At 45.2% G+C, this 17,364-nt stretch carries 15 protein-coding genes and 2 pseudogenes; 9 read left to right on the top strand and 8 right to left on the bottom strand.

Annotated elements, in window-relative coordinates:
* Positions 1-390: 390 nt before the first annotated feature.
* The gene (gene psbA / locus O9334_RS10720) at positions 391-1,497 is read right to left on the bottom strand and encodes a photosystem II q(b) protein (RefSeq protein WP_045357228.1); all 1,107 of its coding nucleotides are present in this window, start codon (positions 1,495-1,497) and stop codon (positions 391-393) included.
* Positions 1,498-1,822: 325 nt separating this feature from the next.
* On the opposite strand from psbA, the gene O9334_RS10715 reads away from it, so the two are divergent.
* A complete protein-coding gene (locus tag O9334_RS10715; RefSeq protein ID WP_002761217.1) occupies positions 1,823-2,050 on the top strand; it encodes a DNA-directed RNA polymerase subunit omega in 228 nt (75 codons plus the stop codon).
* 29 nt (positions 2,051-2,079) lie between these two features.
* On the opposite strand, the pseudogene O9334_RS10710 reads toward O9334_RS10715, so the two are convergent.
* Positions 2,080-2,634, bottom strand: a pseudogene (locus O9334_RS10710) (Uma2 family endonuclease); the annotation flags it as partial.
* A gap of 81 nt (positions 2,635-2,715) precedes the next feature.
* Between O9334_RS10710 and O9334_RS10705 the strand changes: the two are divergent.
* Positions 2,716-3,138 (top strand): SufE family protein, encoded by a 423-nt coding sequence (locus tag O9334_RS10705; protein WP_045357226.1) that lies wholly within the window; start codon positions 2,716-2,718, stop codon positions 3,136-3,138.
* A 4-nt stretch (positions 3,139-3,142) separates the two neighbouring features.
* Here O9334_RS10705 and O9334_RS10700 read toward each other — a convergent pair whose 3' ends face one another.
* Positions 3,143-3,694 (bottom strand): ferric uptake regulation protein, encoded by a 552-nt coding sequence (locus tag O9334_RS10700; RefSeq protein ID WP_002737956.1) that lies wholly within the window; start codon positions 3,692-3,694, stop codon positions 3,143-3,145.
* 106 nt (positions 3,695-3,800) lie between these two features.
* Here O9334_RS10700 and O9334_RS10695 point away from each other — a divergent pair, with 106 nt between their 5' ends.
* Positions 3,801-5,066: a DnaJ domain-containing protein gene (locus tag O9334_RS10695; RefSeq protein WP_002735645.1), complete on the top strand. Its 1,266-nt coding sequence runs from the start codon at positions 3,801-3,803 to the stop codon at positions 5,064-5,066.
* Here the strand turns inward: O9334_RS10695 and O9334_RS10690 are convergent.
* A complete protein-coding gene (locus O9334_RS10690) occupies positions 5,019-5,633 on the bottom strand; it encodes a molybdenum cofactor guanylyltransferase (protein WP_002737829.1) in 615 nt (204 codons plus the stop codon). The two genes, O9334_RS10695 and O9334_RS10690, sit on opposite strands and share 48 nt — an antisense overlap.
* Before the next feature lie 27 nt (positions 5,634-5,660).
* On the opposite strand from O9334_RS10690, the gene O9334_RS10685 reads away from it, so the two are divergent.
* The 6 genes from O9334_RS10685 to O9334_RS10660 all read left to right on the top strand — a co-directional run bounded on the left by O9334_RS10685 (position 5,661) and on the right by O9334_RS10660 (position 12,782).
* Entirely contained in the window at positions 5,661-5,978 is a 318-nt protein-coding gene (locus O9334_RS10685) for a hypothetical protein (RefSeq protein ID WP_002736090.1), read from the top strand.
* A 286-nt stretch (positions 5,979-6,264) separates the two neighbouring features.
* Complete coding sequence (locus O9334_RS10680) at positions 6,265-7,404, top strand: DegT/DnrJ/EryC1/StrS family aminotransferase (protein WP_288000259.1); 1,140 nt, start codon at positions 6,265-6,267, stop codon at positions 7,402-7,404.
* Positions 7,405-7,441: 37 nt separating this feature from the next.
* Positions 7,442-8,347, top strand: coding sequence for a cyanoexosortase B (gene crtB, locus O9334_RS10675; RefSeq protein WP_045357222.1), 906 nt, complete (start codon positions 7,442-7,444; stop codon positions 8,345-8,347).
* Positions 8,340-9,086: a cyanoexosortase B system-associated protein gene (locus O9334_RS10670; RefSeq protein WP_045357218.1), complete on the top strand. Its 747-nt coding sequence runs from the start codon at positions 8,340-8,342 to the stop codon at positions 9,084-9,086. The genes crtB and O9334_RS10670 overlap by 8 nt, the downstream gene beginning before the upstream one ends.
* A 157-nt stretch (positions 9,087-9,243) precedes the next feature.
* Complete coding sequence (locus O9334_RS10665; protein ID WP_288000258.1) at positions 9,244-10,458, top strand: polysaccharide biosynthesis/export family protein; 1,215 nt, start codon at positions 9,244-9,246, stop codon at positions 10,456-10,458.
* Between the two features lie 125 nt (positions 10,459-10,583).
* The gene (locus O9334_RS10660; RefSeq protein ID WP_190380621.1) at positions 10,584-12,782 is read left to right on the top strand and encodes a GumC family protein; all 2,199 of its coding nucleotides are present in this window, start codon (positions 10,584-10,586) and stop codon (positions 12,780-12,782) included.
* A gap of 12 nt (positions 12,783-12,794) precedes the next feature.
* On the opposite strand, the gene O9334_RS10655 is transcribed toward O9334_RS10660, so the two are convergent.
* The 4 genes and pseudogenes from O9334_RS10655 to O9334_RS10640 form a co-directional block, all read right to left on the bottom strand.
* Positions 12,795-14,237 (bottom strand): family 10 glycosylhydrolase, encoded by a 1,443-nt coding sequence (locus tag O9334_RS10655; RefSeq protein ID WP_045357214.1) that lies wholly within the window; start codon positions 14,235-14,237, stop codon positions 12,795-12,797.
* Positions 14,221-15,147: a hypothetical protein gene (locus O9334_RS10650; protein ID WP_288000257.1), complete on the bottom strand. Its 927-nt coding sequence runs from the start codon at positions 15,145-15,147 to the stop codon at positions 14,221-14,223. Before O9334_RS10650 ends, O9334_RS10655 begins: the two co-directional genes overlap by 17 nt.
* Positions 15,148-15,351: 204 nt before the next feature.
* On the bottom strand, positions 15,352-16,716 hold the full coding sequence (locus O9334_RS10645; RefSeq protein WP_045357209.1) for a DUF3370 domain-containing protein: 1,365 nt from the start codon (positions 16,714-16,716) through the stop codon (positions 15,352-15,354).
* A gap of 90 nt (positions 16,717-16,806) precedes the next feature.
* Positions 16,807-17,364: pseudogene (locus tag O9334_RS10640) on the bottom strand (RNA-guided endonuclease TnpB family protein); the annotation flags it as partial.

Here is a 17,364-nt window from a genome sequence, read left to right as displayed (position 1 = left end):
GCAATAGGCAATAGGCAATAGGCAATAGGCAATAGGCAATAGGCAATAGGCAATAGGCAATAGGCAATAGGCAATAGGCAATAGGCAATAGGCAATAGGCAATAGGCAATAGGCAATAGGCAATAGGCAATAGGCAGCTTTATTCTCCCCACACCCCACACCCTACACCCTACACCCTACACCCTACACCCTACACCCTACACCCTACACCCCACACCCCACTTCCCCCTTTCTTATCAGCTTTAGTAATGATTGTCATCGGTTTTTTCAATCGAATAAATAAAAACGCCCCCAAAAAGGAAGCGTTTTTTGACTTATCATGAGGACTTAGCAAAATGTGTGCAGAGTTAGAATGCGGATGTTGGATGGGGATCCAACATCTGTTTATTTTTAACCATCGATCGCCGGCGCTGTCAAGTCCATGGGCATAGCATCACTGGAAGCTAAATCGAGGGGGAAGTTATGAGCGTTGCGTTCGTGCATCACTTCAAAACCAATGTTAGCGCGGTTGATCACATCCGCCCAAGTTGCGGTCTCGCGTAGCGAGCGCGTTGCGACCGCACGTCCCTGGGAATCGATAATCGACTGGTTAAAGTTGAAACCGTTGAGGTTAAAAGCCATGGTTGAGATACCCATAGCGGTGAACCAGATCCCCACCACCGGCCAAGCTCCCAGGAAGAAGTGTAGGCTGCGGCTATTGTTAAAGGAAGCGTATTGGAAGATTAAGCGTCCAAAGTAACCGTGAGCGGCGACAATATTGTAGGTTTCTTCTTCTTGACCGAATTTGTAACCGTAGTTTTGCGATTCCGATTCGGAAGTTTCCCGGACGAGGGAGGAAGTCACCAAGGAACCGTGCATAGCGGAGAAGAGAGAACCACCAAAGACACCCGCAACACCCAACATATGGAAGGGGTGCATGAGGATATTATGTTCCGCTTGGAACACGATCATAAAGTTGAAGGTTCCAGAGATTCCCAAAGGCATACCATCGGAGAAAGAACCCTGTCCAATCGGATAGATTAGGAAAACAGCAGTAGCAGCCGATACAGGGGCCGAATAAGCCACACAGATCCAGGGACGCATTCCTAAACGGTAGCTCAGTTCCCACTGACGACCCATCCAGCAGAAAATCCCAATGAGGAAGTGGAAAACCACTAATTGGTAGGGACCACCGTTATACAGCCATTCGTCTAAACTGGCCGCTTCCCAGATGGGATAGAAGTGCAAACCGATAGCATTGGAGGAAGGGACTACCGCACCAGAAATGATGTTATTACCGTAGAGTAAGGAGCCAGAAACCGGCTCGCGAATACCGTCGATATCGACAGGAGGAGCGGCAATAAAGGCGATAATATAGCAGATGGTAGCGGTTAAGATCGTCGGGATCAGGATGACACCGAACCAACCTATATAGAGACGGTTATTAGTGCTGGTGATCCACTGACCAAACCGCTCCCAAGCGGAGAGATTGTCTTGAGTTCTGATGGTGGTGGACATAAAATAACTCAGCCATTTAATTGGGTATATATGTAGCAAAGATTACTTTGCATTATATGTTCAAGTATATTTACAGCCACCGCGATTGTGTCCCTTTTTTGGGTTTATTTATTTCAAAATTTATCTCTTTATTTGTATATTTTTAAACTTGTATAAAATTGATTTAAGTTTTGTAAAAAGTAGTTGACAAAATCCGATCGAGATCAAGGATCACCCTATCCTTAAGGTTGACAAAATATGGTAAGGTGGACTGAGTAATAAAACTTATCACTAAACTACTATCAGTGACAAGTGCCAAATTCACCAGACAAGGCTAAATATAACTATGTCCAAACGGTTTAAATTCGACTCCTCCGAGATGATTTATCTCACCGATAAACTGATGAATGCGGCCAGCAATCGTTACTCGATCGTCGTGCAAGTCGCTAGACGGGCTAAACGCGTCCGCTACGATACCGTAGAAAATATCGACGACCCGATGATTAAACCCGTCCAACGGGCCCTGATGGAAATGACCGACGAATTAACCGAACCGGAATTATTACGCGATTAATCCCCTAAAATTGCCGAGGAACCCCACCCCTAAACTTCATCCGGATTGATCCCCAGCGCTCTTAGTCTTTCCGCTAGTCGTTGGGCTTTTTGTTCCGCTTCCTGTTTGGCTAAACGTTCTTGCTGGGCGATCAAACTTGCTTGCTCGGCCATTGCCGCTGCTGCCCTCGCCCTTTCCTCTGCGGTTAAATAGCGATTTCCCGATCGATCATACCAATACAGCCATTCTCGCACCCAAGCGATATGTTCTCCCTGCTCATATCCCAAGGCTAACCCGATTTCTGGCAACCATACCCGATTATTTTCAGGCTCTAAAAGCTCGTATTTCCCCGCTATAAGCTTATAAACCGCTAATCTCTCTCTATTTTTAAACCTTCCCCTTCTACCGCTCAAGGGATTATAAATTGCATAGTAGAGAACGCCTAGGGTTTGATAATCCGCTAACTTTCCCTCATATTCCCCATTATATTGCTCAGAAATCACTTCCAAGGCCAATATCGGCATAATATAAGCTTCTTCCCAGAGAACATAGCTTAATCTTCCCCTTTCGCCGGTATCGTGTTTGACTCCCACTACCCTGACACCGATAACCACAGCACTCAACTTCCGCGAGAATGCTAATATAAAAAAGCTATTGGCTAATTTTTTCCTATTTTAACTCGCAATATGTTCCCGTCTAATCTCGATCGCATCGTCGAACGCCTCAAACGTCGTACCGATCCTAAGCAAAAATACGAACAATTACTAGCTTTTGCTAAAAAACTAGAACCAATACCAGAATCTGCCAAAATACCCGCTAATAAAGTTCATGGCTGTGTATCCCAAGTTTATATCACTGCCGACCTCGAAAATGGCCAGGTTTGGTACAAAGGGGATTCCGACGCACAATTAGTCAAGGGTTTAGTTGCTTTGTTAATCGAGGGTTTAAATGGACTGACTCCCACAGAAATCCTGCAAGTCACCCCAGATTTTATCGAAGAAACCGGTTTAAAAGTCAGCCTTACCCCTTCCCGCGCCAACGGATTTTATAATATTTTCCAATTAATGCAGAAAAAGGCTCTCGGTTTTCAGTTGGGAATGTCCGCTTAGATGTCTAGTTTTCTGGTTCCGGTTCCTTTGATTCGGGAATCTCGCAGTTTTGGAAACGAGTATCCACCAGCGAACGGGTGCAACCCCAATTACTCGGTATTCCCGACGGCCAACCCATCCGCAAAGCTTCCGGACAGATGGCCATCACTGTTAACTGACAGTCAATTAACTGAAAACCCTCTTTCTCACACTGTTTGAGACTGTGTTTGAGAATGGAATCATTGTTAAATTCGATGGTTTTATTACACTGAATACAGACCAAATGATGATGGTGGTGGGGATAGGGTTGATTGAGTTCGTAGTGTTTATGACCTTCGGCCAATTCTAACTCCCGCAAAATTCCCATCCGCGACATTAGTTTAACACTGCGGTAAATCGTCGATAAACTAATTCCCTCCCCCCGTTTGTCCAGTAATTCCTGCAATTCCTCAGCACTGAGATGATTGCCTTTCGGTAAATTCTGGAAAACGTGCAGAATTTTCTCTCGCTGGGGAGTTAAGCGCCACCCCCGCGCGTTGAGTTCCGCTTTCAGGGAGGAAGCAGTGTAGGCAGACATAAGCGATCAACTCTCAATAAAAGCTATTTAATTGACAATGATAGTCGTTTCGGCGAGCCATTGGCAACAATTTTCAGTAGTTGAAAATTCCCCCCCCCATTCGAGTATGAAAAATTACTATGAAGTCCTGCAAATTCCCCGTAATGCCAGCAATAATCAGATAAAAGCCGCTTTTCGTCGTCTGGCCCGGCAATATCACCCCGATTATAATCCCAATGATCCAGAGGCAGTCAGAAAATTTCGGGAAATTGAACAAGCTTATCGGGTTTTGAGCGATAAAGGGCAAAGAAAAGAGTATGATCGCAATTTATCCCCAGAAATACCCACTTTTAACCCCAGTGCCGAGGATTTTTATCAACAGGGATGGCACTACGCTCAAGAGAAAAATTATCAACTAGCGATCGCATTTTACCAGCAAGCGATCGCAATTAATCCGCAATTTTGGCAGGCCTATCTGCAACGGGCGGAAGTTTACTACCATAATCAGCAGGATCGGCAAGTTTTAAGCGATTGTCGGCAAGTTTTGCAGTTAAAACCCGATTGTTCCCAAGCTTACTATTACCTCGGTTTATCTCGTCAACGACTCGGTTACACCCAATCCTCCCTAGAAGCTTATAGAAAAGCAATCGCCATTGACCCAGATAACCCCCAATTCTATTATCAAAGAGGATTGGCTCTAGAGGAACTCTCGGAACTGCCAGCAGCACGAAAAGATTTCCAAATAGCGGCCAAGAAATTTAAGCAACAGGGAAATTTTCGCCGCTATTATGCCATTGAAAATAAATTAAGAGACCCTCAGAAAAGTTATCGACAACAGCAATCAATCAAGTGGTCAAAAACTATTTTTATTGTTTTTGATTTGCTGAAAATCTCTTGCTCATCTTTGCTAAAACCAAAGACTGGTATGGCAGAGGCTTTTTTAAAGTCCAACCGTAATCAGGCTTTAGCTACGGGAGTATTGGCAGCAATAATCAGCAGTTTTTTCATCGCTGTGACTTGGCAAAACTGGACAGTTAAATCTGAGTTTTTGCTGTTATTAGGCTGGGCAGTATTTCCTTTTATTATTCTGACTTTATCTAGTTGGTTTGGCAGAAAATTAAGTAATAAATATGGTAGTTTTACTGGCGATATATTTTTAGCTGGCCTAATAGTTTTGCCCTTTTCCTTCGTCATTTTGCTCACTTCCTATTTATCCATAAATAGCGATATTATCGGCGCAATTATCGGTGTAACCGGCGGTTATCTAACCGGAATGCTCTACTATGGTTATCGCCATTTATCCAATATTTCTTGGCCGATATCTTTACTTTTACTCCCTTTTGTGCTAGGTTTTCTTACGGCCAACATCTGGGGAGTTTATTATTATCTCTAAATCTTCTGGGGTATTACAGTTAAATAAAATCTCGGAATTATCGATGATTAATTCCTCCACCACAGACACATTTAACCATTTTTGAAAAGAAGTTCCCCCTTGCTGAATATAACTCTGCAAAGATGCTAAACAACGACGATGATAGAAAGCACAGAGAGGTTCCCAACGATCGCTGCACCGGGGAACCAAAGCGATGGCATTTTCTGGTACAGTGTCTAATAATCTTGACCATGCTTGAATAATTGGGGGCGTTAGTAAAGGTAAATCGCAAGGGAGCAATAAAACCCAATCGGTTGATACAAAAGTTAATGCCAAGGCAAAGGCCAATAAAGGCCCCCTAGTGGGGAGAGGTTCGTTAATTATCTGGCAGCATTGGGGAATGATCAGCTGGTAACGTTCCGGCCAAGGCGTAATCACAGACACTTGTACGGCACAATCTTGGGCAATTAAACAGATATTCTCCAGAAAAGAGAGACCCTGAAAAGATAACAATGCTTTATCTCGTCCCATACGGGAACTTTGACCACCAGCCAGAATTAACGCCGTTAAAGCGGGAAAATCACTCATAATAACCAGTTCTATCGGAAAAATACCATGATTAATCACGATCCTTTCGGCGATCGCAAATTAGAGCGCCTGCAATTAATGTTATATCTAATTCCCTTTCTAGGAGTGATTCCCTCCGCTTGGACATGGTATCGAGGGGAAAGAAAAGGAGAACAAGGGCAAATTAGTCGCTTATCCCTGAATTTAACGCTAGGATGGCTACTTTTTTACGCTTTCCTCTGGACTGGGGCTACTTTCAGCGACCAAACCTTGAGTTTTCGCTTTTTATACTTAAACGGTTTATTAACTTCTGCTTATATTCTCCTCTGCCTAGTAATTATCTTCAAAGTTTGGCGGCAAAAATAAATAGCTAGGCAGTCAACTTGATTCTTTTGGCCAAGTCAAGGCCAAACCCCCTGAATACCAATCGGCTCTCTTGCTTTAGCCCCCTAGATACTTTTTCTTAGGTTATCCCAGAAGGGTTAAAAATAAACCACAGAGGCACGAAGAACACAGAGAAGAGGACAGATTCAATGAGTAAAACCTCCCCATCACACAAAGGACAAGAGTGCCTACAAATCTAGCCAACTTGCTCAAATATATGCTAGTCTCTTGATACTTAATAATTAATATCTCCATAAACAAGCACTAGATGAATTCCAATTTAATCAAAGTTCCCTTTGTCGATTTAACTTGGCAAAATCAGCCCCTACAAGCAAAAATTACCGAGGCAATCCAAACAGTTATCGACCGGGGAGATTTTGTTTTAGGCCAAGCTTTAGCCGCATTTGAAACCGCCTTCGCCCAAGCTTGCGGAGTCAAGTATGCTGTGGGAGTAGCTTCTGGCACTGCCGCTCTTGCCCTGGCTTTGCAAGCTTACGGCATCGGTGCCGGGGATGAAGTGCTAGTCCCCGCTAATACCTTTGTCGCCACCCTCATGGGTGTTATACAAGCGGGAGCCAAACCGATTTTAGTTGATTGTCACCTCGATACGGCCTTAATTGACCTCGCGGCGGCCGCCCAAAGCATTACCCCCAACACCCGCGCCATTCTACCCGTACACCTGTACGGACAGATGGTATCACCCCAACAATTACAGGATTTTGCCCGCAGCTATAATCTGATTATCTTTGAAGATGCAGCCCAGGCCCATTTAGCCAGTAGAGAAGGTTATCGCGCCGGCAGCGTCGGTGTGGCGGCGGGGTTTAGTTTTTATCCCAGTAAAAATTTAGGTGCTTTTGGCAATGGCGGAATGTTAGTGAGCAATGATCCCGAAATTAGCCAAAAAGCCCGCAGTTTAAGAAATTATGGCGCACCGAGCAAGTATTTCCACACTGATATCGGCACTAATAGCCGTTTGGATAGCATACAAGCCGCCATTTTAAACGTTAAATTACCCCATCTGGAAAGTTGGAATCAGGCCCGTCAGCGAGCGGCAAGACAATATGATCAGCTGTTGGCTCCTTTAGCCGATCAAGGTATTTTACCCGTACGAGACGAAACCGAGACCGGTCATGTCTATCATCTCTACGTTATTCGCATCCTCGCCCATTGTCCCGTTGAGCGCCAACAACTACAAGAACAATTAACTGCCGTCGGTATTCAAACCGGCATTCATTATCCGATTCCTTGTCATCTGCAACCGGCTTATCGCTACCTGGGTTATCAACAGGGAGACTTTCCTAATGCAGAGATTCTCTGTGAAGAAATTGTCTCTCTCCCCATGTACCCCGGTATCAGCGAGGAGCAGATTGAAATCGTGGTTGAACAGATCACTGCGATCATCGGGTAACATAAATTCAGAATTTGTCACTAAATCGCTCTCTCAGATGGGTATTAGTCCTTCCTTGTCCACCGTCTCCCACAAAAATCGGCAATCTTGGCTGATTATCGGTTTCTTGGCGGTTATCTATGGTCCGGTGATCTTTCATTGGTACGATGGTTGGCTGAATAAATCGATCAGCATCGAACACGAATACTTTAGCCACGGCTTGATCGGCCTTCCCTACGCCGCCTATATTGTCTGGCAGAATCGCCAAAAATGGCAACGCCTCGAAGATCGCTCCCACCCCCTCGGAGCGTTTTTGTTAACCCTAGGAGCGATTTTTTATCTCCTCGGTTCCTCCCTTTGGGTTAGTATATCTTTTCCGATTATTTTAGCGGGAATCTGTCTCTGGTTAAAAGGAACGGAAGGTTTTAAATTACAGGGATTTCCCCTACTTTTAACAGCCTTAGCGACTCCTAATCCTATCCCCTACCTGATCGCTCCCTATACCCTACCCCTACAGGTTTTTATTGCCGCTTGCGCTGGGTTTATTCTCCAGCAAGCAGGCTTAGATGTCTCCGTTGACGGTATCTATGTAGCGGTAGAAGGTCGGATGGTGGAAGTCGCTCCCTACTGTGCGGGGCTGAAAATGTTATTCACCAGTCTTTACGTCACGCTCCTGCTGCTCCATTGGACTAATACCATCGAAAACGGTCGTAAAACCTGCTTTATGCTTCTCAGTGCCTTTGGAATTAGTGTCGGGGCTAATATCGTTCGTAACGCGCTTTTAGCTTGGTTTCACGGCACAGGACAAGAGGAAAACTTTAAATTACTCCACGATAGCTGGGGGGGTGATTTATACTCCGTCTTGATGTTATTACTCATCGTTTTGGTCTTCCAAATTATGCAGTACCGCGAGGCGGCCAAGAAACAGTCCCTAGCTCAAGAGGAAGGTAGCCAGGATGATTAGTCAAAAAATTCCAGCCGAGGTAAGTTTAGTGTTAGATAAAGTCAAAAAAAAGCTCCCGGGTAATTATTTACTGCTGTTGTGCTTACTGCTGGTCTTGATTTTAGGCGGTATCTTGCCCAATTTAATTTCTGGCCAGTGGTCTTGGGTGGATCAACCGAGAATCGGTAATATTCAGAAAATGAAGATCATCCAAAAATCGGGAATCGAGTTGTCTGACCTGAAAACGATCAACCAGAGCCAAGGGCAAATCGGTGAGGGAGAATGGTCGGTACAAGTGGTGGAAAGTCCTGATGGCAAGAGGATCACCGTGCTTTTAAAGCCACAGGTTTACTATAAAAATCAACCAGCAGTAGAATGGTCAGATATCAATGCGATTGGTCATTGGAATCAGGGGGAAATAACCGAGCTAAGAATTCCCACCCAGTCGGGGGGAAAGGCCACGGCTCGATTCTATCGTGCCTGGAAACAAAACACTTTTGCCGTGGTGCAGTGGTATGCTTGGCTAGGTGGTGGTCATTACGATCCCTCTGTGTGGTATTGGCTTGACCAATGGGCGCAATTAAAAAGACAAAGAGTACCCTGGATAGCCGTTTCCTTGTTTATTCCTTTAGAACCGACGAAAAAACTGCAAACTCTCACTCCCTTTGCTCTCAGTGTCGCCGGAGAAGTGCAAAGTTACTTAGAACAAAATGTCTTAAGTCAATTAACTTTTCTCCCTCAGACCAAAAAAGAAAAGTAATGAAGGCTGCTCCCAACCATCTCTTTAAAAAAACTAGCTCAAGGCACTTTTCTCGCCCCTAATAGCTTCTTTGTGCCTCCCCCACTAGAATAAACTCCCAGAAAATAAATTATCATCGTCAGAACCCAAAAATTGATAGATCTGTATGATTCCACCCATGCTCAACAAGTTTTTGCCAGTTAGTTTATTCAGAACCAGGGTCATAGTCTTATCAGGGTTGAGTCTGACAGGGTTCTTATGGGTAATTCACTCCGAGAGCCTCAAAGCCCAGGGTCCTTTGTCCATACCCCAGACTCAACCCGGATCTGGGTTAGAATTTTTACCCCCCCAACCGCCTAATCCCACCTTTCCTGAAAACACGATTCCCCCCACTGGCTACAGTCCACCGGTTTACTCTCCAAATAACTCCCAATCCCGACAAATTAAGACCTATAGACTCGATATCGGCGATCAAATTAGTGTCTCGGTTACCGATTTTCCCGAATTTAATTCCGCAGGTCCTGTGGATCCCGATGGTAATTTTCTGGTGCCGATTTTAGGGCGTATTCCTGTGCTGGGCCTGACTTTAGACGAAGTACAAACTAAAATCCGTCTGGAATTGGGGCGAAAATACCTGCGGGAGGAACCGGAAGTCATTGCGGTTTTAACCGCTGCCCGTCCCGTGCAGTTAACCATTCTGGGAGAGGTACAGCGACCGGGGTTTTATACTATTGCTCCTAATACTTCCCTAGCGCAGGTACTTTTGGCGGCGGGTGGTGGCACTCCCAGAGCCGATCTGCGTTCGATCGTTGTCCGTCGGGTTTTAGTCGATGGTACAGTATTAGAGGAGAAACTTGACCTTTATACTCCCTTAGTTAAAGGAGACCGCTTGCCAGATCTGCGTCTGCAAGGGGGCGATGCTGTGATTGTTTCCAAGTTAGAAGCGGGGCAAGAAACGGGATATAATCGCACCCTAGTGGCTAGAACCACCCTCACCCAGCAGAGTATCACGATCAGGGTTTTAGCTCCCTTACTTCCTTCGGGAATTGCCTTGAGAAATGTTTCGATTCCTAGTGGCAGTACCTTCCTCGATGTGGTGGCTAGTTTACCAGTTTCCGATCGCCTGCGGATTAATGTCAATGAAGTGTCCCTGCTCCGTTTTGACAGTGCCAAAGGGGGACTTGTTAGTCAAACTTTGAGTCCGATCGCGGCAGTTAGGGGGGATATCTCCCAAAATGTTCCCTTAGAAGATCAAGACGTAATTATTGTCAGCCGCACCCTATTAGGGAAAATTTTCGCCGCTTTTAATATCATTACCCAACCCATCCGGGATATTACCAGTTTTACCAATACAATTCTCAACATTAGCAATCAATTCGATAACTTCCAATAATTGAGGGGCAACTCGCTCCCCTCACTCCTTAACACAACAACACAACTTCATAAGCTACGATTTCAAGGCCGAGAATAACTCTTGACCGCTAAAATGTAAAGAATCTGGGAATATATTAAAAAGCTATGGCTCTACCAATTGTTGAACGATTTCTCATCTCGCTAAATCAAAACAAATTTGTGGGAATATTCGTATTCTTCGTCTGTTTAGGCGGTTCTGTGGGCTTTGCTCTTCTACCTGATCCTGAGAAACCCCCCACCTTTTATCGTGCCGTGGGACAATTAGCCTACCGGGTGCCGCCGCCAGCTTTTACCAGTACAGGAACCCAACTGCAACAAGCGGGACGAACCATCGATCTCGATTTACTGCTGTCTCCCCGGGTGTTGATCAGTACCGCCGAAAAATTGCAATTTAATCAAGAACAGATCATTAAAGTTCGCGATCGAGATTTAAAAATTACCTTCCCCGGTGAAGCGGAGGGAAAAAATAATAGCAATCAACCCCAAGAGATACTTTTAGAGTTAACGTCCGATTCCAAACCCAGGGCGGAGTTAATTCTCGAAACCTTGATGAAGGAAATGGTGGAATACAGTCGCTGGCTTAATACTTCCCAGTTACGCGCCCGCGTAGAAGCTCTCAGTGTCCGACTTAACGAAGTCCAAAAAGATTTAACCAGAGCCGAAGAAAAGTTTTATCGCTACATTAGTACCCAGGGTTCAGATTTATTGGCGATTCAAGATGGGAGTTTATTCGCCGCTATCACCAGCAGTCAACAGCAACAGCGAGAAATTCGCCTACAACTGCAAGGTATTCAAGGACAAATTAATAGTCTGAGTAAACAACTCGATTTAACCCCCGATCAAGCTTACACCTCCTCGGCCCTTAGTGCCGACCCGATTATTGCCAGTATCCGAGCGCAGATCTTGGACACGGAAGCCCAATTGGATCGACTACAGAAGGATTTACGTCCCGAACATCCCACCGTCGTTAAATTACGCAAACAACAGGAAGTTAACGAATCTCTCTTACAAAAAAGAGCCGCCGAGGTGATCGGAAAAGATGGCATCCTGACTGATCTTCCCAGCAGTCGCATCCGTCAGCAAAGTAATCTCGATGCCACCCGTCAACAACTAGCGGTTCAATTAGTCGCCCTGCAAACCCAGCGCGAGGGTTTAATGAAACAATTAGAATCCTTAGTGACTCAGGAAAAGCAATTACGCTCCCAATACGAGAAATTCCCCGATAAACAGCTACAGCAAGCTCGTTTAACCCAAGCCGTCGCCTTTCAACGGGGTATCTACGAGAATATTCTCAATGCTCTGGTGGATGCTCAGGCCGCAGAAGCGGAAACTGTGGGTAGTCTCACCATCGCCCAACCGCCGGTAGCTCAACCGATCCAACAGGTGTTTCACCGCAAAGATCGTCTCTTGATTCTCTTGGCGGGGGCTGGTTTGGGAACTTTAGCCGGATTGGGTACGATTCTCCTGTTAGCAGTGATCGACGATCGCCTGCACAGTACCCAAGAATTGCGGGAAGCTTTGGTCAGTCGGGATATCCTGCTCTTGGGACAATTGCCAATTATCCGGAATTTAGAGGGCGAGGAAATCGAGCCGATTCTCGCCGATGCTAATGCCAATTATCTCCCCTACTACGAACGTTTACGCAGTACCCTGCGACGTATTGGCGGCGGCGAAAAGGTGAAAGTGGTTATTGTCACCAGCATTACTGGCGGAGAAGGTAAAACCGCCACTGCCTATAATCTGGCGATCGCTGGTGGTTTGGCGGGCCGACGGACTCTGTTAATAGAAGGAGATCTGAGAAATCCTTCTAAGGCCGAAGAAATCGGAGTCACTCCCGATCCTAATTCTTTCGAAGAACCCCTACTTTACTACGGGGCAAAAAGTAAATCGATCCGGCTGGCCTCAAATATTGAAAACCTTTCCATTTTGCCTAGTCCCGGTCCGCACAAACAAGCGGCAGCTCTGATTGAATCGAGTGAATTACAATTAATTCTCAAAGATTCTCGCGGCCGTTTCGATCTGGTGATTGTTGATACTCCTTCTCTGTCTAGCTGTAATGATGCGCTTCTCTTAGAGGAACTAGCGGACGGGATTATTCTGGTAACGCGCCCGGCCATAACTCGTTCTAGTCTCTTGAGTGAAGCAATTAACCAGCTAACAGAAGCGGAAGTGAAAATTTTAGGGGCGGTGATTAACTACGTCGATATTACACCGACTCTCAACACCGCCCAACCAGTGCCACCTGTGATAGTTACCCCACCACAAGAAAAAACAGAGACAAAGGAAGTGAAAGTGGAGGTGTAAATGGGGTTACATTTAACAAAATCTTCTGGCTCGATCGAATTGTGGTTCTTGCCAAGAAAAAGCAAAATGACTGATACTATCTATGGTGGGAAAAGCTATGCGAATCGCTTCCATTTGCACTTCTAAGGAGGGACGATTGTTATAGGTTTGTCCCCATAAACCGGCTAAAGCTGGGATAACGGGAGTTTGATTTCCCCTGCTTGCCACTACTCTTTTGATCTGATTAACTACACAGGTACTATCATTACAATTAGCGTAGGACATGGGATGCCATTCTAGGGAAGCGGGAAAACTATCCCAAGCTTGTAAACGCGAATCAAAACCTTGATTACCCACAAGACGATTACCATCGGGAAAAAACACTGCCCCGGCGGGGATTCCCTGCCGTTCCACTAGGGCAGAAAAATAACTAATATAATCAATGACACCCTGGGCAGCATGGGCAACTGCTAGGAACCAAAGTTCTAATTTGAGGCGATCAAAACGACTTTGAACTGATTGTTTCATCTCCTCCTCTAAAGGTATTCTTCCTTGCCAAAGAGGGGCAGTTTCTTGGGGATAAAGACGATCGGCTTCGACGATATCATTAGGGGAAATTTGGCCACGAGTCAGATAGCGATCGATTAAAAATTTGCCCTTATTATTCAATCCTCGATTAATTAAAGCTTGTCGGGATGCCGGACTAAAAATCCATAAATCTTTGACATCATCAGCAACGGAATCGACTCCCGTTCCTCTGGGATAGCGAATATAATCAAATAAAACTCCATCGGGACGACGTTGTAAAATGGCTTCTAGGAGAATTAAATAATCCTGTCGCGCTTGATTACTGTAGGGATCGACAAAAGTTTGGGATCGATCATCGACAAAAGAGGTGCTATCCTGTCCTTTACCATTGCGTGCCAACACCTCCTGTCGATCGGGTTTTAAGCTATAAGCATAGCCAAAATTGAGGCTAAATAACCAAGCGTACACCTTTAAACCGCGTTTATGTCCCTGTTCGATCGCTTCTGCTAATAAATCCACATTTCCGGCACCGGGATTTTTAATGACGCTATCCCAAACGGTGGGATTATTGTTAGGGGGTAATAAGACTTGACCATCGGCAAAAACTTCCAGATAAACTGTATTATAACCTTTGGCCACGATGCGATCGAGGATACTTTCGATCGAGCCGGGGCGGGTATCACAGGAGTAGAGACGTAACCAGATCGCCTGTTCCTGTAACCAGTGTCGGGAACGACAAAAGCGCAATTGTTCAGCATATTTCTGCAATAAAATGTTATATTCTTGGGGCGAAGTTTGACGCAGATTTTCTTGTTGTTGGATTTCTGATTCGGACAGTTGACAATTATCATTGACAGCGAGGCTAGAGTTAATTCCTAGAGGACTACTCCAGAGGATTGTAGCGAGGAAACAAGATAGCGAGCGCAGACAATTAACTTTCTTTAACATAGTTGTTTACAGCGTTTGCTATTTTTTTATTGTTGGCATTTTCAGATAAATAGCCATTTTTCAGGAGAAAAGCTCTCAGGGCAGTGGGAAAGTCTGGATATTTGCCGATCACTGTACTTTCGCCATAGATATCTAGTCCCCAATCGGAGTTTTTATCGTAATTAGCGAGGAGAAATTGCCAAGCTTCTTCGTATTCTCCTAGGAGAATTTTCTGTGCCACATAACCAGCCAAAATGCCATTAACTTCGGCCTTTTCTTTTTTAGCTAACTGAAAAGCTTTCAACATTGCTGCTAAAGTTTTTCTTAATTCTTGAGGATATTTTCTAGTGACATCTGCTAATTTACCCTGTTGAAAAGTATAAATTTTGGAGGGAGGAAAAGAGGCGGCGTAGGAACTAAAAGCATACAAAAAAGCATTATCAACGGTGACAAATTCATAATTATTATCTCCATCTAAATCTTCAAAACAACCACCACTACCATCTAAAAAACCCGTTTCTTCTCTAATAAATTTATCTTTTTGCCAAGTATAAATTACCAAAGATGTGCAGCAATGAGCGCCGCCGCTATAGGTGGAGACGATAATCTCATCGATGCCATTATTATCTAAATCTCTTAATTCAACATAGCCATGTCCAAAGGCACTATACCCGCTATTTTCCTGATAAAGTCGATCATTATAAAAGATTTTATAAGAAACATTATTAATATCAAAATTATCATCAACTCTCTCGTTTAGTTCGAGGGGTTGATAGCTAACTTGTACCTTAATTTTCCCCGATCTAACCACTTGATTTGTGAGGGGTTGACCGGTATCAAAATCGAGTTTAGTCACCGCTAAACTCGCAGCTGCATTGCCCAAAAATTGAGATAATAAGCAGCAAATAAAGCAAGTTTTGCTAATATTCATCGGCTAATTCCCAGAGAGAGATTAATATCAGTGTAAGTAGCTGGTTATAATTAAATTAAAAATGGATTTTAGGTTCGATCCCCCCTGCCCCCCTGAATAAGGGGGGTGCCGATAGGCGGGGGGATCTGAAAGTTTTTAATACCCACCTACTTATCTTACTTATTCTTCCCGACAATCAGCCGTTAACTTTTCGAGAAAAACTATCTATTCCAAAGTTTTAACGCTCAAAACTTGGGGAGGGGTGGCATCGGGGGGATAGAGAAAATCGAGATTAACGTCGCGTCGGGCGCCGGGGGGAAGTTCTATCTGTACTAAAGCTTCTCCCTGTTGTCCTTCCCGTTGAACGAGATGGAAAAAACGTTCCTCGGTGCGTCCCAGGGCGTTACGATAGGTAACGCGTACCGCCCCCCGGAAAAATACCTGTCCCTGGACGGGTTCAACAAATAGCAAGCGATCGAGATAATTGTCTTCTTTGATGGGGGTTTGAATACTCAAAGCCACCACCTGCGTCTTGCTAGTGTTGTTATATAGAGGTAAAGTCAGATAGTAGTGAACACCGTAGTTACCGTGAGCTTTGAAAGCCGTATCGGGATAACGCACTAACATGGGGGCGCTTTGAATTTGTCTGGTTCCGAAAGTAGCTGCTGTCACCGTACTTAAAGGATAGGCAAAAGCTTGACCGGGTTGAGGAATGGTGAGATTAATTCCCCCTTTGGGATCGACAATGCGGGTTGCCCATTCCGAACCGACAGAAATTCCGGCCACGCGACCATAAAAATTTCTTCTTCCGGGGGACCATTGATCGGGGGGAGTGGGGGGAAAATCGCGAGGGGCGGCCAAATCACCTCTAACTAATAGGGTACGCCATTCCTCTAGGGTAGGGGGACGAAAGGTTTCTATTTCCCGATCTTCGATTTTGACTTTTTGGGGAACTTCGTAGAGGGCTAAATTAGCCATATAGACCGGTCCATCGCTGTAGAGACGGAGGAGAGTCGAGCGGGCGCTACTTCTGGGGATAACCAGATCGAATAGCATCCGACTTTCGCCGGGGGGAATGACGATCTGGGTGGGAAATTGGGTATCATGGCGACGACGCATGATATCGCTGGCTAAACGGGAACCGGGACCGGAAAAAACCCGGCCGTTGGGATCTTCCACCAGAGAGGGTAAATCGACAAAAGGGGCATCGGCGGAGGTGACGTAACTGACTCCTTGCAGGATGCGGATAACGAGGTTTTTGGAGGTGGGATTAGTAACGATCAGGCCCTGGTGTAGGTTGCGATTGGGATCGGTTTGACGGGCGATGTGGTGGGTGAAAACGTCAAAACGTCCTTGTAGGGGGTGATTGAGATGAGCTATGGGATAACGTTTTCCTTTACCGGGGAAAGTGGAGAGGAGAATTCCCTCTTTTTCTACCACTTCGGGACTATTGCTATTAAAAACTAGAACGTCATTTAGTTGACCGGGCAACTGACGCACTTCCTGATATTGGGTGATTAATTTCCTCTCTATCTGGGGCAGAACCGAGGCGGACTGAGCTAAAAGAATAGTGGGTAAGAAAGAAAGCATAGAGATTCTATATTTATAGGATCTAATTAAGGGTGAGTCGATGGAGAGTTGACATCCTCACCGCCGTAAACGGACGGTGATTCCCAAACCTCACGATTTAGGCTTCGGCCGTGAGCTCAGCGTTCGACCGAGCTCACGCCGAGGTCCGAACGGTTTCTGCTTCTTTCCCTTGCGGGGTTCCGCACCTGCCTTAACAGATTTACTCTGTTCTGGTCATCAGGTCGCTCCACAGACTGACACCGCAAGCCCTGCGGCCAAAATATTTTTACTGGCGTTAATGTCTCGGTCATGGTGAGTCCCACAGTTCGGACAGTCCCACTCTCGAACATTTAACGGCAGCTTTTTCACAATATACCCACAATTACTGCACCGTTTAGAACTGGGAAAACATCTATCTATTTCGATGTAATTTTTCCCGTACCAACGGCATTTATAGGCTAATTGTCGGGTGATTTCTCCCCAGCTTACATCAGATATTGCCTGAGATAATTTCGGGTTTTTGACCATATTCTTAACGGCTAAATTCTCAACCACAATCGTTTGGTTTTCACGAACTAATTGAGTGGTTAGCTTGTGTAAATGGTCTTTCCTGCTATCGGTGATTTGAGCGTGAATTTTGGCTACTTTGATTTTTGCCTTTTCTCGATT

Origin of the sequence: Microcystis sp. LE19-8.1F (assembly GCF_027531715.1) — a bacterium.
Classification (GTDB): Bacteria; Cyanobacteriota; Cyanobacteriia; order Cyanobacteriales; family Microcystaceae; genus Microcystis; species Microcystis wesenbergii_A.
This window is presented reverse-complemented; position numbering and strand designations above follow the sequence as displayed.

Bases quoted from the DNA above. Each gene is read 5' to 3' on its own strand.
- psbA (WP_045357228.1), bottom strand. From the start codon at position 1,497: ATGTCCACCACCATCAGAACTCAAGACAATCTCTCCGCTTGGGAGCGG.
- O9334_RS10715 (WP_002761217.1), top strand. From the start codon at position 1,823: ATGTCCAAACGGTTTAAATTCGACTCCTCCGAGATGATTTATCTCACC.
- O9334_RS10705 (WP_045357226.1), top strand. From the start codon at position 2,716: ATGTTCCCGTCTAATCTCGATCGCATCGTCGAACGCCTCAAACGTCGT.
- O9334_RS10700 (WP_002737956.1), bottom strand. From the start codon at position 3,694: ATGTCTGCCTACACTGCTTCCTCCCTGAAAGCGGAACTCAACGCGCGG.
- O9334_RS10695 (WP_002735645.1), top strand. From the start codon at position 3,801: ATGAAAAATTACTATGAAGTCCTGCAAATTCCCCGTAATGCCAGCAAT.
- O9334_RS10690 (WP_002737829.1), bottom strand. From the start codon at position 5,633: ATGAGTGATTTTCCCGCTTTAACGGCGTTAATTCTGGCTGGTGGTCAA.
- O9334_RS10685 (WP_002736090.1), top strand. From the start codon at position 5,661: ATGATTAATCACGATCCTTTCGGCGATCGCAAATTAGAGCGCCTGCAA.
- O9334_RS10680 (WP_288000259.1), top strand. From the start codon at position 6,265: ATGAATTCCAATTTAATCAAAGTTCCCTTTGTCGATTTAACTTGGCAA.
- crtB (WP_045357222.1), top strand. From the start codon at position 7,442: ATGGGTATTAGTCCTTCCTTGTCCACCGTCTCCCACAAAAATCGGCAA.
- O9334_RS10670 (WP_045357218.1), top strand. From the start codon at position 8,340: ATGATTAGTCAAAAAATTCCAGCCGAGGTAAGTTTAGTGTTAGATAAA.
- O9334_RS10665 (WP_288000258.1), top strand. From the start codon at position 9,244: ATGCTCAACAAGTTTTTGCCAGTTAGTTTATTCAGAACCAGGGTCATA.
- O9334_RS10660 (WP_190380621.1), top strand. From the start codon at position 10,584: ATGGCTCTACCAATTGTTGAACGATTTCTCATCTCGCTAAATCAAAAC.
- O9334_RS10655 (WP_045357214.1), bottom strand. From the start codon at position 14,237: ATGTTAAAGAAAGTTAATTGTCTGCGCTCGCTATCTTGTTTCCTCGCT.
- O9334_RS10650 (WP_288000257.1), bottom strand. From the start codon at position 15,147: ATGAATATTAGCAAAACTTGCTTTATTTGCTGCTTATTATCTCAATTT.
- O9334_RS10645 (WP_045357209.1), bottom strand. From the start codon at position 16,716: ATGCTTTCTTTCTTACCCACTATTCTTTTAGCTCAGTCCGCCTCGGTT.